We start from the raw sequence: 25747 nt of genomic DNA on the forward strand, positions 1-25747 counted from the left end.
CCGTACGGGAGTTCCCGGCGAGTGGCACAATCAGCGGCGTGGATGGGGGGATCCTCGAACGCGAGTCAGAGCTGGCGCGACTGGCCTCGGCCGCACGTGAGGCGGCGGACGGGGCCGGGTCCGTCGCGCTCGTCTTCGGCGAGGCCGGCATCGGCAAGTCGAGCCTGGTCAAGGCCATGCCGGACCGACTGCCGCACCGCACCCGCATCCTCCTGGGACAGTGCGACGACCTCGCCACGCGCCGTCCCCTCGGCCCGTTCCGCGACCTCGTCGGCAGCGTCGGGGCCGAACTCTCCCAGGCCGTCATGGAGGGCGGCGACCGGCACCGCGTCTACGAAGCCCTGCAAAGTGAGTTGGCCGGGATACCGCATCCGGCGGTGCTCGTCGTGGAGGACGTCCACTGGGCCGACGAAGCCTCGCTGGACGCACTGCGCTTCCTGGTCCGGCGGATGGAACGGCTGCCCGCCGTACTCGTCCTCACCTACCGCGACGACGAGTTGAGCCGCGAGCACCCGCTGCGGCACCTCCTCGGGCAGGTCTCCCGCGCGGACCGCGTACACCGGCTGCCGCTGGCCCGACTCTCCAAGTCGGCGGTGCACACGCTCAGTTCGGCCAGCAGGCTCGACCCGGCGGAGGTCTATGAGGTGACATCGGGCAACCCCTTCTTCGTCGCCGAGGTCCTCGCGGCCGGCGGCACCGGGGGAGTGCCCCCGACCGTCGTCGACGCGGTGCTGGCCCGGCTGCGCGGACTGGACGGCCGGACCGTGGACGCGCTGGAGCAACTCGCCGTGGTGCCCTCGGCCGTCGAACGGCCCCTCGTCGACACGCTGTTGGCCGACGGCGTCGCCGGACTGGCCGCGGCCGAGCAGCGCGGACTGCTCGCGGTGACTCCCGAACGGGTCGCGTTCCGGCACGAGTTGATCCGCCGAGCCGTCGTCGACTCCCTGCCCGCGGCCCGCCGCATCGACCTCAACCGCGAGGTCCTCACCGCGCTCGTGGCCCGGCCCGGCTCCGACCGGGCCCGCATCGTCCACCACGCCGCGCAGGCCGGCGACCAGGACGCCATCGCCCGCTACGGACCCGACGCGGCCCGGGACGCCACAGCGGCGGGCGCCCACCGCGAGGCCGCCGCCCAGCTACGGCTCGTGCTGCGCCAACGGCACCGCTACACCCCCGCCGAACTCGCCGACCTGCTCGAACGCTACGCCGTGGAGTGCTACACCCTCGCCGACTCCGTCGAGGCCGTCGCCGCCCAACGGGAAGCCGTGGCGCTCCGCCGCTCCCTCGGCGACACCCTCGCCCTCGGCGCCGATCTGCGCTGGCTGTCCCGTATCCACTGGTGGGCGGGCCATGCCGAGGAGGCGCGGGACGCGGCGCGCGAAGCCATCGCCGTCCTCGAACACGCCGGTGACGACCGGCTGTTGGCCCTCGCGCTCAGCAACACCGCCCAGCTGCGGATGCTGTCCGACCGGTACGCCGAGGCCATCGCGCACGGCGAGCGCGCCATCGCCCTGGCCCGGCGCGCGGACGACGCGGCGATCCTGGCCCACGCCCTCAACAACGTCGGCTCCGCCCGCTGGCGCAGCGGGGACCCGGACGGGCGACGGCAGTTGGAGGAGAGCCTCGCCGTGGCTCTGGCCGCAGGCGAGGTCGAACACGCCTGCCGGTCCTACGCCAACATCATCTGGTCCCTCCTCGACAACCTCCAGTACAGCGAGGCCGACCGTTACCTGCCCCCGGCCATGGAACTCGCCGACCGCGCTGAGCACTTGGGGTTCTTCAACTATCTGCACGTCGAGAAGTCCATGCGCCGACTCGCCGCGGCGGACTGGGAAGACGCCGAGCGGCACGCCGAGTACGGGATGCACGAGTTCGTGCCCGCCCGCTGTCCCGCGCTGACCGTGCTGGCCCGCGTGCGCGTCCGGTGCGGCAGGCCGGGCGCGGACGAACTCCTCACCCAGGCCTGGGAGATCGCCGTACGGGCCGGGGAGCTGCAACGCATGGCCCCGGTGGCGGCCGTACTGGCGGAGGCGGCCTGGCTGCGCGGCGACCACAGGGCGGCGGCCGAGGCGGTGCGGGCGGTCCACGAGCAGGCGTGCCGGCTGGGCCACGGGCCGTACCGGGCCGAACTCGGCTACTGGCTCGCCAAGGCCGGGCGCTCCGTGGCCGTCGAGGACAGCGACCACCCGTACGCCTTGCAGGCGGCCGGTGAGTGGAAACGGGCCGCGGACCTGTGGCAGCAGGCGGGCTGCCCCTACGAGCACGCCGCCGCGCTCGCGGAGAGCCCCGACCCGGCCGACAAACTCACCGCGCTCGCCGAACTCGACGCACTCGGCGCCGAACCCCTCGCCCGTCTCGTCCGTACCGAACTGCGCGACCTCGGCGTCCGCCGCATCCCCCGCGGCCCGCACGCGGCGACCCGGGGCAACCCGGGCGGACTCACGGAACGCCAACTCCAGGTCGTACGACTGCTGGTGGACGGCCTGACCAACCCGGAGATCGCCGACCGGCTCGTGGTGTCCGTCCGTACCGTCGACAACCACGTACGGGCCGTACTGGAGAAGCTCGACGCACCCACCAGGAAGCAGGCAGCGGCCCGCGCCACGGAACTCGGACTGCTGCCGTACGGCGAAACGTAGGTACCCGGCGCCGCCGAGCTGGGTGACGCGCACGGATGACCGTGCCGTTCCGGGCGAAATAGAACAAGGAGGTCATCCAGAGCACCACGAAACGGGGGATCCGCATGTCCAGCACACCCGCACAGGCCGCTCGCCGTGAACTGACCGACTTCACCGGGGAGTTGATCGGCCCGGACGACGCCGCCTACCCGGAGGTCCGCACCGTCTACAACGCGATGATCGACAAACGGCCTGCCCTCATTGCCCGTTGCGCCGACGCGAACGCCGTGGCGCGTGTGATCGCCTTCGCCCGCACCCACGACCTGCCCCTCGCGATACGCGGCGGCGGCCACCACGGAGCCGGGCTCGGCACCGTCGACGGGGGAGTGGTCGCCGACCTGTCACCCCTGAAGGACATCCAGGTGGACCCCGGGGCGCGCACGGTGCGGGTCGGCGGCGGCTGTGTGTGGGGCGAGGTGGACCGTGCCACCAACGCGCACGGACTCGCCACCCCCAGCGGCATCATCTCCACCACCGGCGTCGGCGGCATCGCCACCGGCGGCGGACTCGGCCACCTCACCCGCAAGTGCGGGCTCACCATCGACAACCTGCTGGCGGCCGACCTGGTCCTGGCCGACGGCAGCCAGGTGCGGGCCAGCGCCGGGGAGAACACCGACCTGTTCTGGGCGGTCCGCGGCGGTGGCGGCAACTTCGGCGTCGTCACCTCGTTCCTGTTCCGGCTGCACGAGGTGAGCACGGTCGTCGCCGGACCCACCTTCTGGCCGGTCGAGATCAGCGCCGAAGTCCTCAGCGCCTACCGGGACTTCCTGCCCAACGCGCCCCGCGAACTCTCCGCGTTCTTCCTGCACGGCAGCGTGCCGCCCGCCCCGCCGTTCCCCGAGGAGATACAGCTGCGCAAGACGGCCGGCGTCGTGTGGTGCTACACCGGCGGCGACACCGAAGCCGCCGCACGCGAGATGGCGCCCCTGCTCGACGCGCTGCCCGCACCGCTCCTGCACGCGGCCGGACCGATGCAACACCCGGACATGCAGGGCATGTTCGACGGGCTCTACCCGCCCGGCGACCAGTGGTACTGGCGCGCCGACTTCGTCAACGACATCCCCGACGACGCCGTAGAACTCCACGCCAAGTTCGGCGCGGAGGTCCCGACCCCGCAGTCGACGATGCACCTCTACCCGATCGACGGCGCCGCCCACGACGTCGGGAACGAGGAGACCCCGTGGGCGTACCGCGACGCACGCTGGGCGTCCGTCTTCGCCGGCGTCGACAGGGACCCCGCCAACGCCGGCCTCATCAAGAGGTGGGCCATCGACTACCAGGAGGCCCTGCACCCGTACTCGGCGGGCGGCGCCTACGTGAACATGATGATGGACGAGGGTCAGGAACGTGTCCGGGCCAGCTACCGCGGCAACTACGACCGCCTGGCCCGCATCAAGGCCGACCGTGACCCGGACAACGTCTTCCGCCTCAACCAGAACATCCAGCCGGCCCCGAAACCGCGCTACGAGACCCGCCCGTAAAACCAGTTCCGAGGCCGGGCCGGCATCACGCGTTCGGGTCGAACGAGATGCCGGACGGCTCCGCGATGGACAGCGCGTAGTTGAAGTCGCTGTCCCTGATCTTCAGCGTGGCCGAACCGAAGTCCGCGGCCAGGAGCTTGTCCTTGAGGCCGGCCGGGTAGCCGTTCCAGCCCACCAGACGCGGGTAGAACCAGTTGCCGGTGGCGTTCTCCGCGGGCTCGTCGTTGGTGTTGGCGAAGCGGAAGTCGTGCGAGCCGATGCCGTCCTTGTGGTAGACGATCTTGGGGTGCGTGCCGTCGAAGCGCACCCCCGAGGCCGCCGACACCTGGTACGCGGAGTGCTGCGACACCGACACGTACTGGACCGTGTTGTCCTTGATCCACACCACGACGTGCTCCCAGTCGTGGGTGTGACCGATGGCCGCCGGACCCAGTGTGACCTGGTCCTTCTCGAAGTAGCTGGCGTACATCACCGCACACCAGTCGTTGTTGCACTTCTCGCGCGAGTACGTGTTGGAGTTGTTCAGCTGGGCGAGGTCGTGGCAGTGCCCGTTGACGTCGCCGCCGAGCTTCAGCCCGGGGTTGATGGTGCCGTCCAGGCCGATGGCGGCCGTGGCGTAGCAGCCGTCGCCGTCGTAGTCGTAGGCCGGGGAGAAGGTCTGCTCCAGGCCGTCGGCGTTCTGCGGGAGCGCCGTCAGTACGGAGGCCTGGGCGGCCGTCGCCTGCCCGATGACGAGGGCCAGCGCACCGAGGACGGTGACGACGGCGGAGCGGCGGAGGCGCCGGGTGCGCGCCCGGGGCTTCGCGGCTCTTGCCGGGTTTGTGGTGGGGGGTGTCGGATGAGGCACGCCAACTCCAGGTTCTTGGCTGTGGGGGGCGCTACTGGCTGCGCCAGGTCCAGACCATCGCAGGCCGGTGTGGGCACGTCAACACCCGTGCGGTGTACGGGTTTTGGCAGACCGCTGAACTTTCCCACCTGTGCTTTTCCTGTGTTTCCACGGCTCGCGGCGCGACCATGGCTCTCGGCGAACAGGTGCGCTAATTTGAGGTCCACGGCACAGGTGAATGGGCACCCGTGGTGAGTGCGGGAGGTTCTGGTTGACTCCGGCGCAACTACGGGCCTTCGCGGCGACCGTCCGCCTCGGTTCCGTGAAGGCCGCGGCGGCCGATCTCGCCGTCACCGAGTCCGCCGTCTCCATCCACATCGCGCATCTGCGCAGGGAACTCGGCGACAAGCTCTTCGCCCGCACGGCCAACGGCCTCGCCTTCACACCGGGCGGGCTGCGGCTGGCCAGCCGTGCCGCCGAGATGCTGGGACTTCAGGACCAGACGATCCTTGAGGTGAAGCAGGCCGGCTCCGGACGGCGACTGCTGCGCGTCGCCGCGTCGAGCCTGTTCGCCGAGCATGCCGCCCCCGGCCTGATCGAACTGTTCGCGGGGCGCGCCGACGACCTCGACGTCGAACTGAGCGTGCACAACCCGCAGAAGTTCGCCTCCCTGCTGCTCACCCGCTCCGTCGACGTGGCCGTCGGACCCCGCCCCGCCACCCTCGACGACGTCATGACCTGCACCCACTTCCTCAACTACCAGGTGATCGCCGTCGTGGGACCCGACCATCCGCTCGCCGCCGCGGCGAGTGCCGGAGCGGCGGAGCTGCGCGGGCAGACCTGGCTGCTCGGTCCCTCGGCGGTCGGGCGGACGGGGATGGTGCCGTCGGTGCTGCGGCGGCTGGGCATTCCCGAACACAACCAGCGGATCTTTCAGAGTCATGCCGCGTCTGTCGATGAGGCCAAGCGGGGTAAGGGAGTTGCTCTCGCGGTCGCCTTCGCCGTGACGAAGGATCTTGCCGAGGGTGACCTTCGCCAACTCGCAGGCCCCCAGCTCCCGGCCCGCGGCTCCTGGAACCTGCTCACCCTTCCCGATCGCGAAGCGCCGCCCGCTGCCGCGGAGTTGCGGCGGTTCGTCACCACGCCACGGGCCACGCAGGCGATGCTGCGTGGTGCGGGGGTTACGGCGGGACGGTTCCGGCCGGCTATTCATGTGACGTTGTGGAGTTGAGTGCTCCGCGGGGTCGCCGGTTCCCTGTCTGCGGGCCGGTGGGGGCTGGTCGCGCAGTTCCCCGCGCCCCTTTAGGGCGCCTTACCGCAACGGAGTTTCCCGTCCCCGTCGCCTTCCGAGCCGCGCCACCTCCCCCGGTACCCGCAGCAGCGCGCCGAAGCTGTCGGCCGGCAGCAGCAGGTCGATGTACGGCAGGGCCGCCGTCATCGTCGTCGTGCGGGGTGTGAAGCCCGGGGCGGCGGCTCGGGGGTTGAGCCAGATCACCGTGTGGGCGCGGCGGCGCAGCCTGGCCATCACCGTGGCCAGCCGGTGCGGCGGATCGCCGTCCCAGCCGTCCGAGGCGATCAGTACGACCGCGCCGCGCAGGGTGCCGCCGTGATGCGAGGCGAGGAGCGTGCCCAGGCAGTGGGCGATGCGGGTGCCGCCGAACCGGTCGGTGACCCGCTCCGTCGCCTCGTCGAACGCCTCCTGCGCCGAGCGGCGCGCGAGCACCGTCGTGAGCCGGGTCAAGGACGTGGCGAACGCGAAGACCTCGGCATGCGTCGTCAGCGCGAGGGCCCGCATCAGATGCAGATACGCCACCGCCTGCGCCTGCATCGACCGGCTCACGTCACACAGCACGACGACCCGGCGCGGCCTGTCCACCGGCCCGGTCCTGACCAGCCGCACCGGTTCCCAGCCGGTCCGCCGGGCCCGGGCCACGGTCTCCCGGACCGCCACCCGGTGACCGCTCGCCCGCACGGCGTAGCGCCGGGTGCGGCGTACGGGCCACTCCCGCAGCCGCGCTTCGAGCAGGCGGCCGAGCAACTCGCCCTGCCCCGCGTCCAGTTCACCGAACGGTGTGTCCACGGCGGACGCCAGCTCACTCGGCAGGCGCTCCGGCATCGTCAGGGCACGGTCCTCCCGGTGTTCGGCACCGTCGACGGCGGGCGGCAAGGTCACCCACGGCAGACCGGAACCGCTGACGGCGGCACCGGAGTGAGCATCGGAACGAACCGGTTCCCGGAGGCCGGCAGCCGCGCCGTGCCCGGTGCGGCGCGCGTTCGGGTCCACGGCGAGCACGGACTGCCCGAAGACCGCGTCGAAGACCTGGTCGAAGCGGGCCAGGTCGGGATGGTCGCGGACGAGGGTGACGCGAGCCGTCCAGTACAGCGACGTGCGCGTCCTGGGCGGGGCGGCGGCGAGCGCGTCCACGAAATCCCGGGTGCCGGTCAGACCCACCCGTACGCCGTGCTCCCTGAGCCGGGCGGCCAGCGCGGTGGCGAAGGCGGCCCGGTCTACGGCGGGCAGCAACGGGCCGCTCGGCCTCATCGGACCAGCAGATAGACCACCACGGCGATCACGACGACCACGCCGACGGCGGGGAGCAGCCGCTTGTACACGGACGCACCGGCCACCCGCATCAGGTCCAGCGGCTCGCTCGGCGCCGACCGAGACTGGGCTACGGGTGCCGCCGGTTGCGTCTCCGATACCGGTTCCGCCTCCGGCTGCTGCTCCTGCGTCGCCAGCAACTGCGTCTCCACGTTCGCGACGAACTGCGCGAACAACTTCTCCGAGATCTCCTTGATCATGCCGCTGCCGAACTGGGCCAGCCTGCCGCTGATGTTGAGGTCCGTGCTGACCGTCACGACCGTGCCCGCGCCCTCGCCGCGCAGTCGGGCGTCGACCGTCGCGGACGCGTTGCCGCCCCCGCGCATGTCCTTGCCGGCCGCGCTGATCACGGCGTGATGGGCGCTCTCGTCCCGTTCAACGAAACGCGCCGTGCCCGCGAACTGGCTGACCATGGGCCCGACTTTGACCTTCACCTTGCCCCGGTGGACGTCACCGTCGACGCCGGTCAGCTCGGCACCGGGCATGCACGGGGCGAGGGCCTCCAGATCGGTGAGCGCCTGCCAGGCCCGCTCGACCGGCACACCGACGCTGAACTCGTTGTCGATCTTCATGGTCTCCTCGCTTCTTCGGGATAGCCGAGCGCGTCGAGGGCCCCGACGACGACGGTGCGGTCGTCGGGACTCTTGGCGACCGTGCTGAGCGTGCGGACGATGTCGTCGCGGGCCAGTCGCGCGACCCGCAGTGCCGCCAGGGCGGAGATCCAGTCGATGGCCTCCGCCATGCCGGGTGCCTTGTCGAGGTCCAACTCGCGCACCCGGCCGATGAATTCGGTCGTGGACGCGATCAACGGCTCGTTCGCGGCCGGTACCGTGCGACGCAGGATCTCCGCCGTGCGTTCGGGCGTCGGGAAGTCGATCCAGTGGTAGAGGCAGCGCCTGCGCAGCGCGTCGTGCAGTTCGCGGCTGCGGTTGGAGGTGAGCACCACGACGGGCGGTCGTACGGCGGTGAAGGTGCCCAACTCCGGGATGCTGATGGCGGATTCGCCCAGGAACTCGAAGAGCAGCGCCTCGAACTCGTCGTCGGCCCGGTCGATCTCGTCGATCAACAGCACGGGCGGCAGCGGGCCTTGATGGCGTACCGCCCGCAGCAGGGGCCGGTCGAGCAGGAAGTCCTCGGTGAACAGGTCGGCGTCGGACAGCTCCCGGCCGTGCGCCTCGGTGAGTCGGACGGCGAGCAGTTGGCGCTGGTAGTTCCACTCGTACAGCGCCTCGCCCGCCGTCAGCCCCTCGTAGCACTGCAGCCGGATCAGCGGAGTGTCCAGCGCCCTGGCGAGCGCCTTCGCGGCACTGGTCTTGCCCACACCGGGCTCGCCCTCCAGCAGCAGCGGCCGGTCGAGCAGCGTGGCCAGGAAGAGGGCGGTCGCCGTGCCGTCGTCGACGAGGTGGCCGACCTCGCCGAGCCGCCGCCGTACGTCGTCGGCGTCGGTGAACAGTCCGCTCACTCGCTGGCCCGCCCACCTGCGGACCAGCGGTCCCGGCAGCCCGTCCCGCAGAACCAGAACTCGCCCTCCCCGGTGGCGAGATGGGGTGTGTCGGCGCGCACGGTCACGGTCATCCCGCACACCGGGTCCACGGCCTGGGAAGGGAGCTCGGGCACAGGGGCCTTCGCCGCATGTACGACCCGCACCACGTCCGCCAGGATCGACAGCGCGATCTCGGGTGGCGTACGCGCGCCGATGTCCAGCCCGGCCGGAGCCTGGACCCGGGCCCGTTCCGCCTCGGTCAGGCCGAGTTCGTCGAGGAGTGCGGCGGCACGGCGGTGGCTGGCGACCAGCGCGATGTGCCCGACGCCCGCGTCGAGGGCGGCGCGCAGGGATTCCGCGTCGCCGCGGCCCTGCCCGGCCACGATCACCGCCGCCGGGTGGTCGCAGGGCGGGCCGTCGGGCAGGGAGCGTGCGGTGGCATAACCCAGCAGGGCGGCGAAGGCTACGCAGGCCTCCGCCACCGGCGTGGTTCCGACGATCTCGATCAGCGGCGGTGGCAGCACCGGCTCCAGGAAGATCTCCAACGCGCCGCCGGACAGGCAGGGGTTGACCACGACCCGCGCCCCGGGCGTCTCGGGGAACTCGGCGTCCCCCTGCGGCAGGACGCGCAGCAACAGCGGTCCGCCGTCGTGCAGGGCGCCGAGCGCGGCCGTACGCACCGAACCCTCGGCGCACTGGCCGCCGACGAAGCCGTCGATGGTGCCGTCGCCGTGCACGATGGCCTCGTCGCCCGGGTGCGCCGAGGCGGGCGCCTGGGCGCGCACCACGCGCGCGTGGACGAACGGCACGCGCCGCTCGGTGAGTTCGAGGGCCCGCGCACTCAACTTGCCGGTCATCGCAGCCACCTTCAGATCGGCGGAGCCGGTCGGCCCTGCATCGCCTCCCACACCCGCGAGGGCGTGAGCGGCATGTCCGCGTGCCGGATGCCGTACGGCTTCAGGGCGTCGACCACCGCGTTGACGATGGCGGGCGGCGAGCCGACCGTCGCGGACTCGCCGACGCCCTTGGCGCCGATGGGGTGGTGCGGGGAGGGCGTGACGGTGAACCCGGTCTCCCAGTCGGGGACTTCGAGCGCGGTCGGGATCAGATAGTCCATCAGCGAGCCACTGAGGCAGTTGCCGTCCTCGTCGAAGGAGATCATCTCCATCAGCGCCATGCCGACGCCGTCGGTGAGCCCGCCGTGCACCTGCCCCTCGATGATCATCGGGTTGATACGGGTGCCGCAGTCGTCGACCGCGACGAAACGGCGGACCGTCACCTTCGCGGTGCCCGGATCGATGTCGACGACGCAGATGTAGGCGCCGTGCGGATAGGTGAGGTTCTCCGGGTTGTAGCAGATCTGCGCCTCAAGACCGCCCTCCACCCCCTCGGGCAGATCGCCCGCGCCGTGCGCCCGCATCGCGATGGCCTGGATGGTCACCGAGGCCTCGGGGTCGCCCGCGACGTGGAAGGAGCCCTTCTCCCATTCCAGGTCGGCGACCGACACCTCCAGCATCCCGGAGGCGATCAGCCGTGCCTTGTCCCGCACCTTGCGGGCGACCAGCGCCGCGGCGGCGCCCGAGACGGGGGTGGAGCGGCTGCCGTAGGTGCCGAGGCCGAAGGGTGTCTGGTCGGTGTCGCCGTGCACCACGTCGATGTCCTGTGGCGGGATGCCGAGTTCCTCGGCGACGATCTGCGCGAACGTCGTCTCGTGCCCCTGCCCCTGCGACTGCACCGAGAGCCGTACGACCGCCTTCCCCGTCGGATGCACCCGCAGTTCGCAGCCGTCGGCCATGCCGAGGCCGAGGATGTCCATGTCCTTGCGGGGGCCCGCGCCGACCGCCTCGGTGAAGAACGACACGCCGATGCCCATGAGTTCACCGCGGGCCCGCTTCTCGGCCTGCTCGGCGCGCAGCGCGTCGTAGCCGGCGAGTTCCTTGGCCAGTTCCATGGTGGGCGCGTAGTTGCCGGAGTCGTAGACCCAGCCCGTCTTGGTGCGGAACGGGAACTGTTCGGGCCGGATGAAGTTCTTCATCCTCAACTCGACCGGATCCATGGCGAGTTCGTACGCGAGACAGTCCACGATCCGCTCGATCAGGTAAACCGCCTCGGTGATGCGGAAGGAGCAGGCGTAAGCCACCCCGCCGGGCGCCTTGTTGGTGTAGACGGCGGTCATCTTGCAGTGGGCGGCCTCGATGTCGTAACTGCCGGTGAAGACACCGAAGAAGCCGGCCGGGTACTTCACGGGTGCGGCCGTGCCGTTGAACGCGCCGTGGTCGGCGAGGACTTGGGTGCGGACGGCGAGGATCCTGCCGTCGCGGGTGGCCGCGATCTCGCCGCGCATCACGTAGTCGCGGGCGAAACCGGTGCTGATGAGGTTCTCCGCGCGGTCCTCCATCCACTTCACCGGCTTGCCGATGAGCAGCGAGCCGACGATCGCGCACACGTAACCGGGGTAGATCGGCACCTTGTTGCCGAAGCCGCCGCCGAGGTCGGGGGAGACGACCCGGATCTTGTGTTCCGGCAGCCCGGCCACGATCGCGTAGAGGGTGCGGTGCGCGTGCGGGGCCTGGGTGGTGGACCACAGGGTGAGGCGGCCGTCGACCTGGTCGTAGTCCGCGACCGCGCCGCACGTCTCCATGGGGGCCGGGTGCACACGCGGGTAGACGATGTCCTCGGTGACCACGACGTCCGCGCGGGCGAAGACGGCGTCGGTCTCGGCCTCGTCGCCGGTCTCCCAGTCGAAGCAGTGGTTGTCGGCCTTGCCCTCCAGGTCGTCGCGGATGACGGGCGCGTCGGGGGAGAGGGCGGTACGGACGTCGATCACCGGGTCCAGCGGCTCGTACTCGACGTCGATCAACTCCAGCGCGTCCCGGGCCGCGTAACGGTCCTCGGCTACGACGAAGGCGACCTCCTGGCCCTGGAAGCGGACCTTGTCGGTGGCGAGGACCGCCTGCACGTCGTTCGAGAGGGTCGGCATCCATGCCAAGCCCTTTTCGGCGAGCATCGCGCCGGTGACGACCAGGCGGACCTTCGGGTGGGCCTCGGCCAGGGTGGTGTCGACGGAGAGGACGCGGGCGTGCGCGAACGGCGAGCGCAGGATGGCCAGATGCAGCATGCCGGGCAGGTCGAGGTCGTCGACGTAACGGCCTTTGCCCCGGACGAAGCGCGGGTCCTCCTTGCGGAGCATCCGGCCGTGGCCGCAGGGCTTCTGGTCGTTGTCGACGAACGCGGTGCGGTGGCCGTTCTCGGAGACGGCGGTCATGACGCGCTCCCCGAAGCTGTAGCTGTAGCCGAAGTGGCCTGTGTTTCCAGGGAAGTTCGGGTCCCGGCCTCCTCGGCCGCCGCCCACCGGATCGAGCGGACGATGGTCGCGTAACCGGTGCAGCGGCAGATCTGCCCGGAGATCGCCTCCCGGATCTCCTGGTCGGAGGGATCGGGGTTCCGGTCCAGCAGCGCACGCGCCGTCATCATCATGCCGGGCGTACAGAAGCCGCACTGCAGACCGTGGCACTCGACGAACCCGCGCTGCACCGGGTCGAGTTCACCGTTCTGTTCGAGACCCTCGACGGTGCGTACCTCGTGGCCGCCCGCCATCGCGGCAAGAACGGTGCAGGACTTGACCGGTTCGCCGTCCAACCACACCACGCACGTACCGCAGTTGCTGGTGTCGCACCCCCAGTGGGTGCCGGTCAGTCGGAGGTGGTCGCGCAGGAAGTGGACCAGCAGCAGCCGCCCCTCGATCTCCCGGGTGACCTCTTCGCCGTTGACGGTCATGCTGACCTGCACGATCACACCTCCTGTCCGTCGATGCGGGCCACGGCCCTGCGCAGCACGCGCACGGTCAACTCCCGTGCCAGATGGCGTTTGTACTCGGCACTGCCGCGCCGGTCGGTGACCGGGGAACAGGCCTCGGCGGCGATGTCCCCGGCCTGTCCGAACAGTTCCTCGGTCGGCCGTCGGCCGCGCAGGGCGTCGGCGATGCCGGGGATGCCCGCCGTGTTCGGTCCCACGGCGGCGAGCCCCACGCGGGCGTCGGCGATCAGCCCGTCGCCGTCCAGCCACACGCCCGCCCCGGCTGACACCACTGCCCAGTCACCGGCCCGCCGTTCGACCTTCTCGTACGCGCTGGACCCGTTCGGGCGGACGGGGAACCGGACTTCGGTCAGAATCTCGGCGTCGCCGACCGCGGTCTCGTACGGTCCCTGGTGGAAGTCCTCCATGGACACCACCCGTTCGCCGTCCACGCCCTGGATCACGCAGCTCGCGTCGAGCGTCGTGCACACCGCGGAGAGATCCTCGGACGGATCGGCCTGACACAGGGAGCCACCGAGCGTGCCCCGGTTGCGGACCACGGGGTCGGCGATGACGCGTTCGGCGTCACGGAAGATCGGGAAGGCGGCGGCGAGTTCGTCCGACTCCAGCAGCTCGCGGTGGCGGGTCATCGCGCCGATGCGGATCAGCCCGGGTTCGACACGGACGTAACCCAGTTCGTCGTGCAGGTCGTTGATGTCGATCAGGTACTCGAAGTTGGCCAGCCGCAACTTCATCATCGGGATCAGACTGTGCCCGCCGGCCACCAGCCGTGCCGTGTCGCCCAGCCGGTCGAGCAGCGCGACCGCCTCGCCCACGCTGCCGACCCGCTGGTACTCGAACGGAGCGGGAACCTGCATACCGCAATCCCCCTGTCTCGCACGGCCCTTGGCCGGTCGGCCGGGCGCCGTGTCCGGGCCTCATTGGGCGCTCGGCAGACAGGGGTGTCAACGGCTGGTTAACCGTTCACTTAAGTTGCTCGTCCTGGGGAGCGGGGGAAGCGGGCAGGTCGTCCAGGAAGTCCGCGGAGGGCACGAAGAAGAGGCTCCCGGTGACGGCCGTGGAGAAGTCCAGGATGCGGTCGTGGGACGCCGAGTCCGTGCCCAGGAACATGTTGCGCAGCATCTGCTCGGTGACCGAGGGCGTCCGGGCGTACCCGATGAAGTAGGTGCCGAACTCGCCCTGTCCCGCGCTGCCGAACGGCATGTTGTCGCGCAGGATCTTCCGCTCGGTGCCGTCCGGACCGGTGATGACGTTCAGCGCGATGTGCGAGTCGGCCGGCTTGACGTCGTCGTCCATCTCCATGTTGGTCAACTTGCTGCGCCCGATGGCCCGTTCCTGCTGTTCCACCGGCAGTGCGTTCCAGGCCGCCATGTCGTGGACGTACTTCTGCACGATCACGTAGCTGCCGCCCGCGAACTCCGGGTCCTCGCCACCGACCACCACCGCCTGCCGGGCCGTCTCCCCGACGGGGTTCTCCGTGCCGTCCACGAAGCCCAGCAGATCGCGCACGTCGAAGTACTGGAACCCGGACACCTCGTCGCGCACGGAGACCGCGCCACCCAGCCGGCCCATGATCTCGGCGGCCAACTCGAAGCACAGGTCGGCCCGTACGGCCTTGATGTGGAACAGCAGGTCGCCGGGGGTGGAGACGGCACGGTGCCGGTCGCCGACGAGTTCGCGGAACGGATGCAACTCGGCGGGACGCGGACCGCCGAACAGCCGGTCCCACCCCTCCGACCCGATCCCGGTCACACAGCTGAGCCGCCCGTCCGGCGCGCGGAACCCGATGGACCGGATCAACCCGCCCAGATCTTCGAGGAGTTGGCGCACCGTCTCCTCGCCGCCCGGCTCCACGGTGACGACGAGGAACGCCGCGCTGGGGGTCAGGGATTCCAGCACCGCCTGCGTGGTCGGGACGGTCCCGTCGTTACCGATGCCGTCCGTGCCCTCAACTGTCATGTACTCCACGCCTCCGCGGTGTCCTGGGAGATGCCGACCGGCGCGGCCGACACTTCGAGCTTCAGCCGAGTTTCCCAGTCCGCGCGTCCTGCCACAGGTCGACGCCACCGTCCACGGCGTACGAGTCGATCTCGGTCAGTTCCTCGGCGGTGAAGGCGAGGTTGTCCAGCGCGGCCACGTTCTGTTCGAGCTGTTCCGTGCGGGAGGCGCCGATGACCAGCGAGGTGACCCGCTCGTCCCGCAGCGCCCAGGCGAGCGCCATCTGCGCCAGGGTCTGCCCACGCCGGGCGGCGATGTCGTTCAGCGCGCGCAGCCGGCGCACCATGTCCTCCGTCAGCCAGCCCGCGTCGAACGACGTGCCCTGCGCGGCCCGCGACCCCTCCGGAATCCCGTCCAGGTACCGCCCGGTCAGCAGCCCCTGCGACAGCGCCGTGAAACCGATGACCCCGAAGCCCTCGTCCTGCGCGGCGTCGAGCAGCCCGTCGTCCTCTACCCACCGGTTGAGCATGTTGTACGACGGCTGGTGGATGAGGAGCGGTGTGCCCAGCTCGCGGAGGATGGCGGCGGCCTCACGGGAGCGCTCGGCGTCGTAGGAGGAGATGCCCACGTAGAGCGCCTTGCCCTGGCGGACGGCGGTGTCCAGTGCGCCCATGGTCTCTTCGAGCGGGGTGCCGGCGTCGAGGCGGTGGGAGTAGAAGATGTCGACGTAGTCGAGGCCCGTGCGCTTCAGCGACTGGTCGAGGGAGGCCAGGACGTACTTGCGGGAGCCGCCGCCCTGTCCGTAGGGGCCGGGCCACATGTCCCAGCCGGCCTTGGTGGAGACCACCAGCTCGTCCCGGTACGGCGCGAGGTCCTGCTTCAGCAGTCGGCCGAAGTTGGACTCGGCGGCGCCGTAGGGCGGGCCGTAGTTGTTCGCCAGGTCGTGGTGGGTGATGCCGAGGTCGAAGGCGCGGAGCGCGATCTCGCGCTGCGTCTCGAACGGCCGGTCGTCACCGAAGTTGTGCCAGTAGCCCAGCGACAGCAGGGGCAGGTCGAGCCCCGAGCGTCCGGTGCGGCGGTAGCGCATCGTGCTGTCGTAGCGCCCTGGATCTGCGATGTGGTTCACGACGCCAACTGTGCCCGCGCTCGCCGTGCGCGTCCAACCGATCCCTTTCATCGGATTCAGCAGCGCCGGCACTGAATCCGGGAGCGGATCGCTGAGCGGACCGAGGCTGTTCGACGGTCCCTCGTTCGTCCCTAGGGTCCTCTCCATGAACAGCGACATTTCGGAGAGCCGCGAAGAGGGCCCGCTGCGGATCGGCGTGCGTATCCCGCCCTGCGACCGGGCGGACCGCGTTGCCCGGACCGTACGACGGGCCGAGGAGCTCGGCTTCGACCAAGTGTGGTTCCCCGACTCGCAGTTGCTGTGGCGGGACGTGTTCACCACGCTCACCGCCGCGGCCTTCGCCACCGAACGGATCGGCCTCGGCACCGCCGTCACCAACCTCGCCACCCGGCATCCGTCCGTCGTCGCGTCGGCCGCCCGCAGCGTCGCCGAACTCGCGCCCGGCCGGTTCACCCTCGGCATCGGCGTCGGCAACAGCTCCGTCGGACCCGTCGGCCTGCGGCAGACCGGCTCGGCGGAACTGCGCGAGGGCCTGAGCATGCTGCGCGCCCTGCTGGACGGGCGCGACTGGGACTTCGAGGGCAAGGTCCGCTCCCGGCTGCGCGACCCGCAACCCTCCGTGCCGTTGCATCTGGCGGCGAGCGGGCCGCGCAACCTGCGCCTCGCCGGGGAGATCGCCGACGGCGTCATCCTGCTCAGCGGAGTCTCACCGCGCACCCTGGCCGCCGCCACCGCCCGGGTGCGGGAGGGCGCGGAGTCGGCAGGCCGGAACGCCGAGACGCTCCCGGTGACGGTGTCGGCGTTCTGCGCGGTCACCGACGACATCGAGGCCGAGGCCCGCCGGATCAAACCGATCTGCGCCTCGATCGCCCAGAACGGCGGCGGGTCCTTCCTCGCCCTCGCCGGCATCGACGTGGACGTCCCGGCCACGGTGGAGGGCGTCTACCCGGACCTCGTGCACGCCGAGGACTGGGACGCGGCCGTCAGGATCTGCTCGGCCTGGATCAGCGACGAGACGGCCGTCCGCTTCGCCGAGGAGTTCTGCCTGATCGGCACGGCCGCACAGATCACCGAACGGCTCCGGACCCTGCGCGCGTCCGGGGTGACCGACGTCTTCCTCCAGCACGTCGGCTCCTACGACCTGCCCACCGACCTGATCGAGACCGTCGGCGCCTCGGTCCTGCCGGCCCTCCGCTCAGGTGTCCTCCGGGGATGAGACCCTCAGCGGGTTCCCGCCGCGGGCAACAGATCCTTGCGTACGACGCCGTCCTGGACGACACACACGATGTTGCCGGGATCGCCGAGCACGCCGATGTCCGCGAGCGGGTCCCCGTCGCACAGGATCAGGTCGGCGGTCTTGCCCGCGGTCAGCGTGCCCAACTGGTCGGACAGGCCCAGGAGTTCGGCGGAGACGCGGGTGCCGGCCACGATCGCGGTCATGGGGTCCATGCCCAGGTCCACGAGGAAGCGCAGCTCCAGCAGGTTCTGGCCGTGCGGGCAGACCGCCGCGTCGGTGCCGAGCGCGATACGGGCGCCCTGCTCGATGGCGCGGGCGATGTTCTCCTTGGTGATGCCCGACCAGCGGACCTTCTTCTGGTAGTGGTGCTCCGGCATCAGGTCCTTGTCGATGCCCGCGAACACGGTGGACAGGGTCGGCACGACGAACGTGCCCCGCTCGCCCGCCAGGTCCAGCGCCCGCTCGTCCAGGCCGTAGCCGTGCTCGATGCTGGTGACGCCGCCACGGATGGCGTTGAGGATGCCCGCGGTGCCCTGGGCGTGGGCGGCGACCGGCTTGCCGCCGTGGCGCCGGCACTCGTCCACCACGGCCCGGATCTCCTCTTCCATCAGCCCCTCGTCCTCGGGCTGGTCGTAGGGGCTGGCCATGCCACCGCTGGCGCAGATCTTGATCACGTCGGCACCCGCGCGGATCACCTTGCGCACGGCGAGCCGGGACTCGTCCACGGTGTCGGCCAATTCGGCCATCTCGCCGCCGCTGAGGTCGGTGCCGTCGAGGAGGCGGAAGTCGGCGTGTCCGCCGGTGTGGCTGATGATCCGTACGGCGGTGTGCAGCCGCGGGCCGACGATCCGGTTCGTCTCTACGGCGGTACGGAACCCGGTGGAGAGTCCGCCCAGGTCACGGGCGGTGGTGATACCCGCGTCCAGGGTCTGCCGCAGCCGGGTCGCGGTGTCGTAGGTGACCAGGACGGGGTCGAGTTCGCCGCGGCGGCCGGGCGGCGAGCCCTGCGCGTACGCGAGGTGGGTGTGGCAGTCGAAGAATCCGGGGAGCACGGTCCGGCCGCCCGCGTCGATGATCCGGACCGTGGCGGCGTCGCCGGGCACCGGTGGGGCGGTAGCGGCTGGTCCGGCGTAGGTGAGCGTTCCCGCCGCATCCGAGACGATGACGGCGTCGGCCACCGGGACGGTACCGGTACCGTCGACGAGGCGGGCGTTCTCGACGCGCAACATGGTCCGAAAGGTCTCTTGTGTCATGGCATCCGTCATGGTGGGGCCGAATCACTCCTCGGTATCAGGAACCTCGGTGTCGGGGAACCTCGGTGTCAGGAACAGGCGAAAGGGAGTCTGCAATGGACGAGATAACCCCGCGCTACGGTGCAGCTTCCGGTCCTGATTCGAGTCGGGTGCGCAGGAATGCGCCGTCCCCGGAGGCGCAGGATTTCGCTGCCGCGGAGCTCGACGAACTGGACCGCGGTGTCGTCCACGCACTGCAGATCCACCCCCGGGCACCGTGGACCCTGGTGGGTGACGTCCTCGGCGTGAACCCGGTGACGGTCGCGCGGCGCTGGCAGCGGCTGGAGGAGGCCGGGCTGGCCTGGGTGACCGCCTATCCACGGCTGTCGGACTTCCGGATCGTGGTGACGGGAATCGTCGAGGTCGACACCGAACCGGGCGTCGCGGAGGACGTGGCCCGCGCCCTCGCCGCCGAACACGCCGTGGCCAACGTCAAGATCACGGCCGGTGGCCGCGATGTCGTGACCGCCGTCCAGACCAGGGACCTCGACGAACTCGCCCACCTCACCACCCGGCTCTTCCAGCAGACACCCGGCGTCCGCGCGACCCGCACCCACGTCTCCACCGGCGTCCCCACCGAGGGCAGCCGCTGGCGGCTGCGCAGCCTGGACGCCGCGCAGTGCGCGCGCATCGAGGCGAGCCACGCGTCGGACATCCCGCCCGACCCGGACACGGGGACCACCGCGCCCTGGGACTCCCTGGACGCGCAGATCCTCGAACTCCTCAGCTCCGACGGCCGGATGTCGATCCGCGCCCTGGCGACCGCCACCGGCGTCGGCGTCACCACGGTCCGCCGCAGACTCCAGTCGCTGCTGGCCTCCCGCGTGAGCCTGCGCTGCGACCTCGCCCGGCCGCTGTCCGGCTGGCCGCTCTCCGCTGTGTACTTCGCCTCCGTACCCGCCCAGTACCTGGAGGAGACCAGCCGCGTCCTGTCCGGCGTCCGGGAGGTCCGCTCCTGCGCGATCACCGCGGGACCGCACAACCTCGTCATCGACGTCTGGCTGCGCGCACTGGCCGACGTCCACACCTTCGAGGCGCACCTCTCGCGCCGACTCCCGCGCCTGGTGATCGACGACCGCTCGGTGGTCCTGCGCACGGTGAAGCACATGGGCCGGATCCTGGACCGGGACGGCCGCTGCGTCGGCGTCGTACCACTGCGCGAACCCCAGGGAACCCACCTCCCCACCGACAGCCTCCTCGCCGTACCGGACGACAAACGCCTCTGGCGCTGAGACCGGCCACCCCGAACAACCCCTTTCCTGAAGGCAGTTGAGGAACACCGATGCGGTCCACGTACATCCCCGAGGCCGGCGGCCACCTCCGCTGGATCGACATCCCGGGCGACGGCCCCGCACGGGTGTACCTCCACGGGCTGGGCTGCGCGGGCTCGGCCGACTTCACGGGAATCGCAGCACGCTACGGCGGACGCGCGATCGTCGTCGACCTCCTCGGCCACGGCTTCAGCGACCGCCCGAAGAACTTCCCCGGCACGCTGGAGGCGCACGCCGAGACGGTCGCCGCCGTCCTCGACCACGAGGGCATCAAGGACGCCGTCCTCGTCGGACATTCGATGGGCGGCGCGCTCGCGATCGTCCTCGCCGCGACCCGCCCGGACCTGGTCTCCCGGCTCGTCGTCGCCGAGCCCAACTTGCGTGCGGGCGGCGGACTTTACAGCGCGGCCATCGCCGCCCAGTCCGAGGAGGACTTCGTCAGCCACGGATTCCGCACGGTCCTGTCGACACTGGACCCCGACTACGCGGCCCGCGTCCGCACGGCCGACCCCGCGATCCTGCACCGAAGCGCGGTGAGCCTGGTACGCGGGACGACTCCGGGCACGGCGGAACTCTTCTACGGCCTGCCCCGGCCGAGGGTGATGCTGATCGGCACCCGCAGCCGCCCCTACGCGGACGAGGCCGCTGTCCGGCAGGCCGGCATCCCGGTCGTCGACGTCCCCGACGCGGGCCACCACATGATGCGCGACAACCCCGAGGGGTTCGTGGCGGCCTTGGTCGAGAGCGGTGCGGGGCCCGTTGCTAGAGGGGAGCGCGGAGGGAGTCGTAGCGTGCGAGTCGGGTCGTGATGACGTTCGACGCCTGCGTCAGGGCGGTGAGCAACCGGGTGATCCTGCTGCCCGCCGTGGGTGCGATGACCGAGAGCGCGCCCAGGTAGGCGCCGCCCGCGCCGCGTACGGGCACCGCGACGGCTAGGTAGCCGAGGCGCCGCTCCTCGACCTCGACGGCGTAGCCCTGTTCCCGAACGCGCTTGAGTTCGCCGGGCAGTTGGGCGGGGCCGAGGGTGTGCGGGGTGCAGCGGACCATCTGGGGGAGGACGCTCGCGAGCGGATACTGCTCGGGGAGAAGAGCCAGGGTGAGCTTGCCCGCGGCGGTGCTGTGCAGTTGCAGTCGTCGGCCGTCGGCGGTGGACCGGGCGTGGTTGCGGTGCGTGCCGAGGTTCTCGACGCAGAGCAGCTCGGAGTCGTGCGGGATCGCCAGGATGACGGCGTTGTCCAGGGTCTGGGCGAGGCCCTCGATCACCGGCCTGGCCGCTTCGCGCAGGGTGCGCTGCTGGGGCGAGCGCAGGCCCATCGTGTAAAGCCGTACGCCCAGGCGGTAGTTGCAGCCGTCCCGCTCCAGGAAGTCGGTGGCGACGAGTTCTTGGCACAGTCGGTGGACGGTGGCCTTCGCGATGCCGGTACGAGACCTCAGCTCCGCGAGGCCCAGCGAGAAGTCGTCGTCACCGAAGGCCGACAGGATCAGACTCACCTTGCCGAGCACCGAGTTGGGCCGCTCACCGGACTCCCGGACCGCGCCGGCGGTGGTCATCCCGCCGCCACCCAGTCGAGGATGTGCCGGGAGAACTCCTCGGGGAGCTGCTCCGGCACGGGGACATGTCCACCGGGAATGACCCGTGTCTCGCAGCCGGCGTCCGCGAACTTCTCCAGGCCCGGCATCGAGAAGTGGTCGCCGGACGCGCAGACGGCGAGGGTGCGTGCGGTGACGAGCGGCAGCCGCTGGTCCATCATCGAGCCGCGTACCGCCACGTGGCCCTCCTCCACCCGGTCCAGCACGGTCAGCGCGTCGATCATGAACCGGTTGAGGGCGGCCTCCTCACCGGGCTCGTAGAACTCCCGCCTGCGGTTCCACAGTTCGAGCAGGTGCGAGCCGTCGGGCTGCGGGACGACGTGGTCGACGGCCTTGCGCTGACCGGCCGAGCGGCGCTTCTCCTCGTCGATGAAGGGGGTCGCGGACAGGAACAGGCTCGCGACCCGCTTCTGGTGGCGTGCGGCGAGTTCCACCGCGATCACCCCGCCGGTGTGGTGGCCCACGAGATGGAAGCGCTCCAGGCCGAGTTCCTCGATCAACGCGTCGGCCGCGTCGGCGAACCGGTCGATCGAGTGCGGCCCGTCGGGTTTCGCGGAGGCCCCGAAACCCAGGGTGTCCATGGCGATGGCCCGGTGCGTGGCCCCGACGTGGGGGAGCACGTCCAGGTACTCGGTCCAGGACCGCGGTGTCTGATGGAGCATCAGAACCGGTTCGCCCGTGCCGCATTCGACATAGTGCAGCTGACCGAACGGGCTCGATACATAGCCGCGGTGCAGCGTGTCCGTCATGAGTGACCCCCTGGTTTGTGGCATGCGGTCAGATGGCCGGGTGTCTGTTCGGTGAGTGCGGGGCGTTCGCTGCGGCAGTGGTCGTCGGCCAGCCAGCAGCGCGAGGAGAAGGGACAGCCGGTCGGAATGTCGGTCGGCGAGGGCAACTCGCCCTTGAGGACGATCTGTTCGCCCGGCCCGGTGTCATCGCCGGGTTCGAGGACGGACGAGAGCAGTGCCATCGAGTACGGGTGCTGCGGAGCCTCGAACAACTGCTGCGCCGGGGCGATCTCGACGATCGACCCGAGGTACATCACGGCGACCCGCCGACTGAGGTGGCGGACCACGCCGAGGTTGTGCGAGATGAACAAGTAGGCGATGCGGTCCCGCTGTTGGATCTCCTGGAGCAGATTGAGGATCTGCGCCTGGATGGAGACATCCAGCGCCGACGTCGGCTCGTCGAGGACGATGACGGACGGCTGCGGGGCCAACGCCCGTGCGAGCGCGAGGCGTTGACGCTGACCGCCGGAGAACTCGTGCGGATAGCGGCCGGCCGCCGCCGCGTCGAGGCCGACCTCCTCCAGGACTTCCACCAGCCGCTCGCGCCGTTCGGTGCGCGGCACCCCTCGGGCACGCAGCGGCTCCTCGATGCTGGAGCCCACCGGCAGCCGGGGGTTCAGCGAGCCGTTGGGATCCTGGAACACCATCTGCACCGCACGCCGGAACGCCTTGAGGTCGGCGCTCTTCGGCTTGTGCGTCATGTCCTTGCCCTCGAAGCGCACGGCGCCCCGCGTGGGCCGGTACAGCCTGGTCGCGATCCGGCCCAGCGTGCTCTTGCCGCACCCGGACTCGCCGACCAGGCCGACCGTCTCCCCGGGGTTCAGGACCAGCGAGATGTCGTCCACGGCCCGGACACCGGAACGGCCCGGGCGGCGTCCGAACTCGTGGCCGATACCGGTGAGTTCGAGCAGCGGTACCTCGGTGTCCGCCGCGGGTGGCGGAGCCGTCGGTTCGGCCGCTGTCAGCTCCAGTCGCGATTCACTCATCGTTTCCTCCGGCTGGGGTCGGGGCGTCCTCGATGTCACGCCAGCAGCGCGACACCCACCCTTCGCCGACGGGCCGCAACGGCTGGGGCTCGGCGCAGGCGTCGGCGGCCAGCGGGCAGCGCGGCGCGAAGCGGCAACCGGGCAACCGGCGGGCGTCGTCCGTGAGTTGGCCGCGGATCGCGGTCAGCGGGGTGCCGTCGCCCTCGCGCATCCGGGGCACCGCCGCGAGCAGCGCCCGCGTGTACGGGTGCCGGGGCGCGTTCAGCACCTGCTCGACCGTGCCGGACTCCACCGCCTGACCGGCGTACATCACCTGCACGCGGCTGCACATGGCGGTGATGACACCGAGGTCGTGCGAGATGAGCAGCATCCCCATGCCGTGCTCCTCCTGGAGCGAGCGGAGCAGTCGGAGGATCTCGGCCTGCACGGTGACGTCGAGGGCGGTCGTGGGTTCGTCGGCCAGCAGCAGGCGCGGGTTGCCCGCCATCGCGATGGCGATGACGACGCGCTGGCGCATGCCGCCGGAGAGTTCGTGCGGGAACTGCCTGGCACGGCGCTCGGGGGAGGGGATCTCCACCAGGCGCAGCAGGTCCACCGCCCGCTCCTGAGCTTCCTTCCGGCCGGCCTTGCCGTGGATGCGCAGCACCTCGGCGACCTGCGCGCCGACCCGCATGCACGGGTTGAGCGAGGTCATCGGCTCCTGGAAGACCATCGCCACTCGGTCGCCGCGCAGGCTCTCCAACTCTTTGGGTGCGCTGCCCAGCAGATCCGTGCCGCACGCCTCCAGCCGGTCGGCGCGGACGTCGGCGCCGGAGCCCAGCAGTCCCATGGCGGCGAGGGCGACACTGGACTTTCCGCAGCCGCTCTCGCCGATCAGGCCCACCACTTCGCCCTGTTCGACGCGGAGATCCACACCGGAGACGACGTCCGAGCCGCCGAACCCGATGTGCAGTCCGGAGACGTCGAGGACCGGGCCCGTGCCACCGGGCTCGGTGGTGGGACGGGCGGGCGCCAAGGTGTCGGCCTTCACTGGGACAGCCAGGCGTTCTTGAGGTTGAGGCGGGTCGCCGTGGCGTCCGGCTGGTAGCCGTGCAGCTTGTCGCTCCACGCCTCGCCCCGCACCGCCTTGGCGTACGGCACCAGGAGGTAGGCCTCGTCGGCGATGTACTGGGCGAGCTGGTGGTAGAGCGTGACCCGCTTGGCGTTGTTCTGCTCGGCCTTCGCGGCGGCCATCAGGTCCCACAGGTGCTGGTCCTTGACCTTGGTCGCCGGGCTGCCCTTGGCGAACCACAGGTCCAGGTACTGGCTCGGGTCGGCGTTGAGCACGCTCGTCATCATCACCATGTCGGTGTACTCACCGGCCAGCACCTTCGGCACGACACTCGCGAACGGCACGAGCTTGAGATTGAGCGTGATGCCCACCTTGGACAGCTGCGCCTTCATCAGCTCCATGGCGGAGATGTCGGGGCCGTAGGCCGGGTCGCTGGGGGCGAGCAGCTCGATGGTGACCTTGCTCTTGCCCGCCTCCTTGAGCAGCGCGACGGCCTTGCTCTGGTTCTGCGTGTACATCGGGTCGGCGGCCGTGGGCGTGATGCCGTACGGATCCTGCGGCGGGATGACGTAGCCGAAGGAGGCGGAGCCGCTGCCCAGCGTCTTGATCAGGGTCACGCGGTCGATCGCGAGGTTGAACGCCTCCCGGACCCGCTTGTCGGCGAGCGGTCCGCTGAGGGTGTTCATGTTGAGCCAGACACTGGAGACGATGGGCCCGTTCGCCTCGGTGACCCCGCTCGTCGTCTTGACGTCGCTCACCATGCGCAGATCGCGGAAGGACAGCAGCTGCACCGAGTTGGAGCGCAGCGAGGCGACGCGCGAGGTCTCGTCGGGGATGAGGCGGTAGATCACCGTGTCGAGATACGGCTTCGGCTTGTCCCAGTAGCCCTTGTAGCCGGAGAGCTCGATGGAGATGCCCTTCGACCACTTCTTCAGGGCGAAGGGGCCGGTGCCGTTCTCCGTCTGCTTGAGCTGGTTCCCGGTGCGGGACGTCGTCCACTTCTTGCTCATAATGGCGCCGCTCCACGGGCGGGCCAGGAAGTTGTACAGCGACGGCTGCGGGCTGCTGAGCTTGATCTCGATCGTGCTCGCGTCCGGCGCCGTCACCGTCTTGATCTTGTACTGCTGGGTGTACGGCGACTTGATCGCCGGATCCATCAACCGCTCCAGGCTGAAGATGACGTCGTCGGTGGTGAGCTTGGTGCCGTCGTGGAAGGTGATCCCGTCGCGGAGCGTGAACCGGTAGGTGGTGGAGTCCACCTGCTGGTAGCTCTTGGCCAGGCCGGGCTTGATCTGGCCCTTGCTGTCCAGGCTCAGCAGGCCCTCGTAGAACTGCCCGACGATCTGCTGGTCGAAGTACGCCTGGGCCACCTGCGGGTCGAAGCCGACCGTGGGCTCCCCGTCGAGCCCGATGGTGAGGGTGCCGCCGCTGACCGGCTTCCCGGAGGTGTTGCTCGCCGTGGTGGCCGTGCCGCCGCAGGCCGCCAGCATCAGGCCGGCCAGTGTGCTGCCGCCGAGGGCCAGCGCATTTCTGCGGGAGAGGGTGTGGTTCGTCATCATGACCGCCTGTTTCTCAAGAACGT

At 70.6% G+C, this 25747-nt stretch carries 22 protein-coding genes; 6 read left to right on the forward strand and 16 right to left on the reverse strand.

Going from position 1 to position 25747, the window contains the following annotated elements:
* Positions 1-38: 38 nt before the first annotated feature.
* Positions 39-2639 carry an AAA family ATPase gene (locus AB0I69_RS04470; protein ID WP_363094012.1) on the forward strand — a complete coding sequence of 867 codons (2601 nt, stop codon included), beginning with the start codon at positions 39-41 and terminating at the stop codon, positions 2637-2639.
* A 104-nt stretch (positions 2640-2743) separates the two neighbouring features.
* Positions 2744-4159, forward strand: coding sequence for an FAD-binding oxidoreductase (locus tag AB0I69_RS04475; RefSeq protein ID WP_363094013.1), 1416 nt, complete (start codon positions 2744-2746; stop codon positions 4157-4159).
* A 25-nt stretch (positions 4160-4184) separates the two neighbouring features.
* Here the strand turns inward: AB0I69_RS04475 and AB0I69_RS04480 are convergent, their stop codons facing one another.
* Positions 4185-4901, reverse strand: coding sequence for an NPP1 family protein (locus AB0I69_RS04480; protein ID WP_363094173.1), 717 nt, complete (start codon positions 4899-4901; stop codon positions 4185-4187).
* Positions 4902-5256: 355 nt separating this feature from the next.
* Between AB0I69_RS04480 and AB0I69_RS04485 the strand changes: the two genes are divergently transcribed.
* Positions 5257-6216, forward strand: a complete 960-nt coding sequence (locus tag AB0I69_RS04485) for a LysR family transcriptional regulator (RefSeq protein ID WP_363094014.1) — start codon at positions 5257-5259, stop codon at positions 6214-6216.
* 81 nt (positions 6217-6297) lie between these two features.
* Here AB0I69_RS04485 and AB0I69_RS04490 read toward each other — a convergent pair whose 3' ends face one another.
* The 9 genes from AB0I69_RS04490 to mgrA form a co-directional block, all read right to left on the reverse strand.
* Positions 6298-7527, reverse strand: coding sequence for a VWA domain-containing protein (locus AB0I69_RS04490; protein WP_363094015.1), 1230 nt, complete (start codon positions 7525-7527; stop codon positions 6298-6300).
* Positions 7524-8159 carry an SRPBCC family protein gene (locus tag AB0I69_RS04495; protein ID WP_363094016.1) on the reverse strand — a complete coding sequence of 212 codons (636 nt, stop codon included), beginning with the start codon at positions 8157-8159 and terminating at the stop codon, positions 7524-7526. The genes AB0I69_RS04490 and AB0I69_RS04495 overlap by 4 nt, the downstream gene beginning before the upstream one ends.
* Positions 8156-9049 (reverse strand): MoxR family ATPase, encoded by an 894-nt coding sequence (locus tag AB0I69_RS04500; protein ID WP_363094017.1) that lies wholly within the window; start codon positions 9047-9049, stop codon positions 8156-8158. Before AB0I69_RS04500 ends, AB0I69_RS04495 begins: the two co-directional genes overlap by 4 nt.
* Entirely contained in the window at positions 9046-9927 is an 882-nt protein-coding gene (locus AB0I69_RS04505; protein WP_363094018.1) for an XdhC family protein, read from the reverse strand. The genes AB0I69_RS04500 and AB0I69_RS04505 overlap by 4 nt, the downstream gene beginning before the upstream one ends.
* An 11-nt stretch (positions 9928-9938) precedes the next feature.
* Complete coding sequence (locus AB0I69_RS04510; protein WP_363094019.1) at positions 9939-12335, reverse strand: aerobic carbon-monoxide dehydrogenase large subunit; 2397 nt, start codon at positions 12333-12335, stop codon at positions 9939-9941.
* Positions 12332-12859 carry a (2Fe-2S)-binding protein gene (locus AB0I69_RS04515; protein WP_363094020.1) on the reverse strand — a complete coding sequence of 176 codons (528 nt, stop codon included), beginning with the start codon at positions 12857-12859 and terminating at the stop codon, positions 12332-12334. Before AB0I69_RS04515 ends, AB0I69_RS04510 begins: the two co-directional genes overlap by 4 nt.
* Before the next feature lie 2 nt (positions 12860-12861).
* Positions 12862-13743, reverse strand: a complete 882-nt coding sequence (locus AB0I69_RS04520; protein ID WP_363094021.1) for a xanthine dehydrogenase family protein subunit M — start codon at positions 13741-13743, stop codon at positions 12862-12864.
* Positions 13744-13849: 106 nt separating this feature from the next.
* Entirely contained in the window at positions 13850-14845 is a 996-nt protein-coding gene (locus tag AB0I69_RS04525; protein WP_363094022.1) for a Dyp-type peroxidase, read from the reverse strand.
* 61 nt (positions 14846-14906) lie between these two features.
* A complete protein-coding gene (gene mgrA, locus AB0I69_RS04530) occupies positions 14907-15950 on the reverse strand; it encodes an L-glyceraldehyde 3-phosphate reductase (RefSeq protein WP_363094023.1) in 1044 nt (347 codons plus the stop codon).
* Positions 15951-16095: 145 nt separating this feature from the next.
* Here mgrA and AB0I69_RS04535 point away from each other — a divergent pair, with 145 nt between their 5' ends.
* A complete protein-coding gene (locus tag AB0I69_RS04535) occupies positions 16096-17166 on the forward strand; it encodes an LLM class flavin-dependent oxidoreductase (RefSeq protein ID WP_363094024.1) in 1071 nt (356 codons plus the stop codon).
* 5 nt (positions 17167-17171) lie between these two features.
* On the opposite strand, the gene AB0I69_RS04540 is transcribed toward AB0I69_RS04535, so the two are convergent.
* Positions 17172-18452 (reverse strand): amidohydrolase family protein, encoded by a 1281-nt coding sequence (locus AB0I69_RS04540; RefSeq protein WP_363094025.1) that lies wholly within the window; start codon positions 18450-18452, stop codon positions 17172-17174.
* Positions 18453-18535: 83 nt separating this feature from the next.
* Here AB0I69_RS04540 and AB0I69_RS04545 point away from each other — a divergent pair, with 83 nt between their 5' ends.
* Positions 18536-19711, forward strand: a complete 1176-nt coding sequence (locus AB0I69_RS04545; protein ID WP_363094026.1) for an Lrp/AsnC family transcriptional regulator — start codon at positions 18536-18538, stop codon at positions 19709-19711.
* A 50-nt stretch (positions 19712-19761) separates the two neighbouring features.
* Complete coding sequence (locus tag AB0I69_RS04550; RefSeq protein WP_363094027.1) at positions 19762-20559, forward strand: alpha/beta hydrolase; 798 nt, start codon at positions 19762-19764, stop codon at positions 20557-20559.
* Here the strand turns inward: AB0I69_RS04550 and AB0I69_RS04555 are convergent.
* From AB0I69_RS04555 to AB0I69_RS04575, 5 genes are read right to left on the reverse strand one after another with little or no spacing between them, the layout of a single operon-like run.
* Positions 20513-21301, reverse strand: a complete 789-nt coding sequence (locus AB0I69_RS04555) for an IclR family transcriptional regulator (protein ID WP_363094028.1) — start codon at positions 21299-21301, stop codon at positions 20513-20515. The two genes, AB0I69_RS04550 and AB0I69_RS04555, sit on opposite strands and share 47 nt — an antisense overlap.
* Complete coding sequence (locus AB0I69_RS04560) at positions 21298-22089, reverse strand: alpha/beta fold hydrolase (RefSeq protein WP_363094029.1); 792 nt, start codon at positions 22087-22089, stop codon at positions 21298-21300. Before AB0I69_RS04560 ends, AB0I69_RS04555 begins: the two co-directional genes overlap by 4 nt.
* Entirely contained in the window at positions 22086-23114 is a 1029-nt protein-coding gene (locus AB0I69_RS04565; protein ID WP_363094030.1) for an oligopeptide/dipeptide ABC transporter ATP-binding protein, read from the reverse strand. Before AB0I69_RS04565 ends, AB0I69_RS04560 begins: the two co-directional genes overlap by 4 nt.
* Positions 23107-24144 carry an ABC transporter ATP-binding protein gene (locus AB0I69_RS04570; RefSeq protein WP_363094031.1) on the reverse strand — a complete coding sequence of 346 codons (1038 nt, stop codon included), beginning with the start codon at positions 24142-24144 and terminating at the stop codon, positions 23107-23109. The genes AB0I69_RS04565 and AB0I69_RS04570 overlap by 8 nt, the downstream gene beginning before the upstream one ends.
* Positions 24141-25724, reverse strand: coding sequence for an ABC transporter substrate-binding protein (locus tag AB0I69_RS04575; protein WP_363094032.1), 1584 nt, complete (start codon positions 25722-25724; stop codon positions 24141-24143). The genes AB0I69_RS04570 and AB0I69_RS04575 overlap by 4 nt, the downstream gene beginning before the upstream one ends.
* Positions 25725-25747 lie beyond the last annotated feature (23 nt).

The sequence above is a fragment of the Streptomyces sp. NPDC050508 genome (assembly GCF_040655155.1).
Classification (GTDB): Bacteria; Actinomycetota; Actinomycetes; order Streptomycetales; family Streptomycetaceae; genus Streptomyces.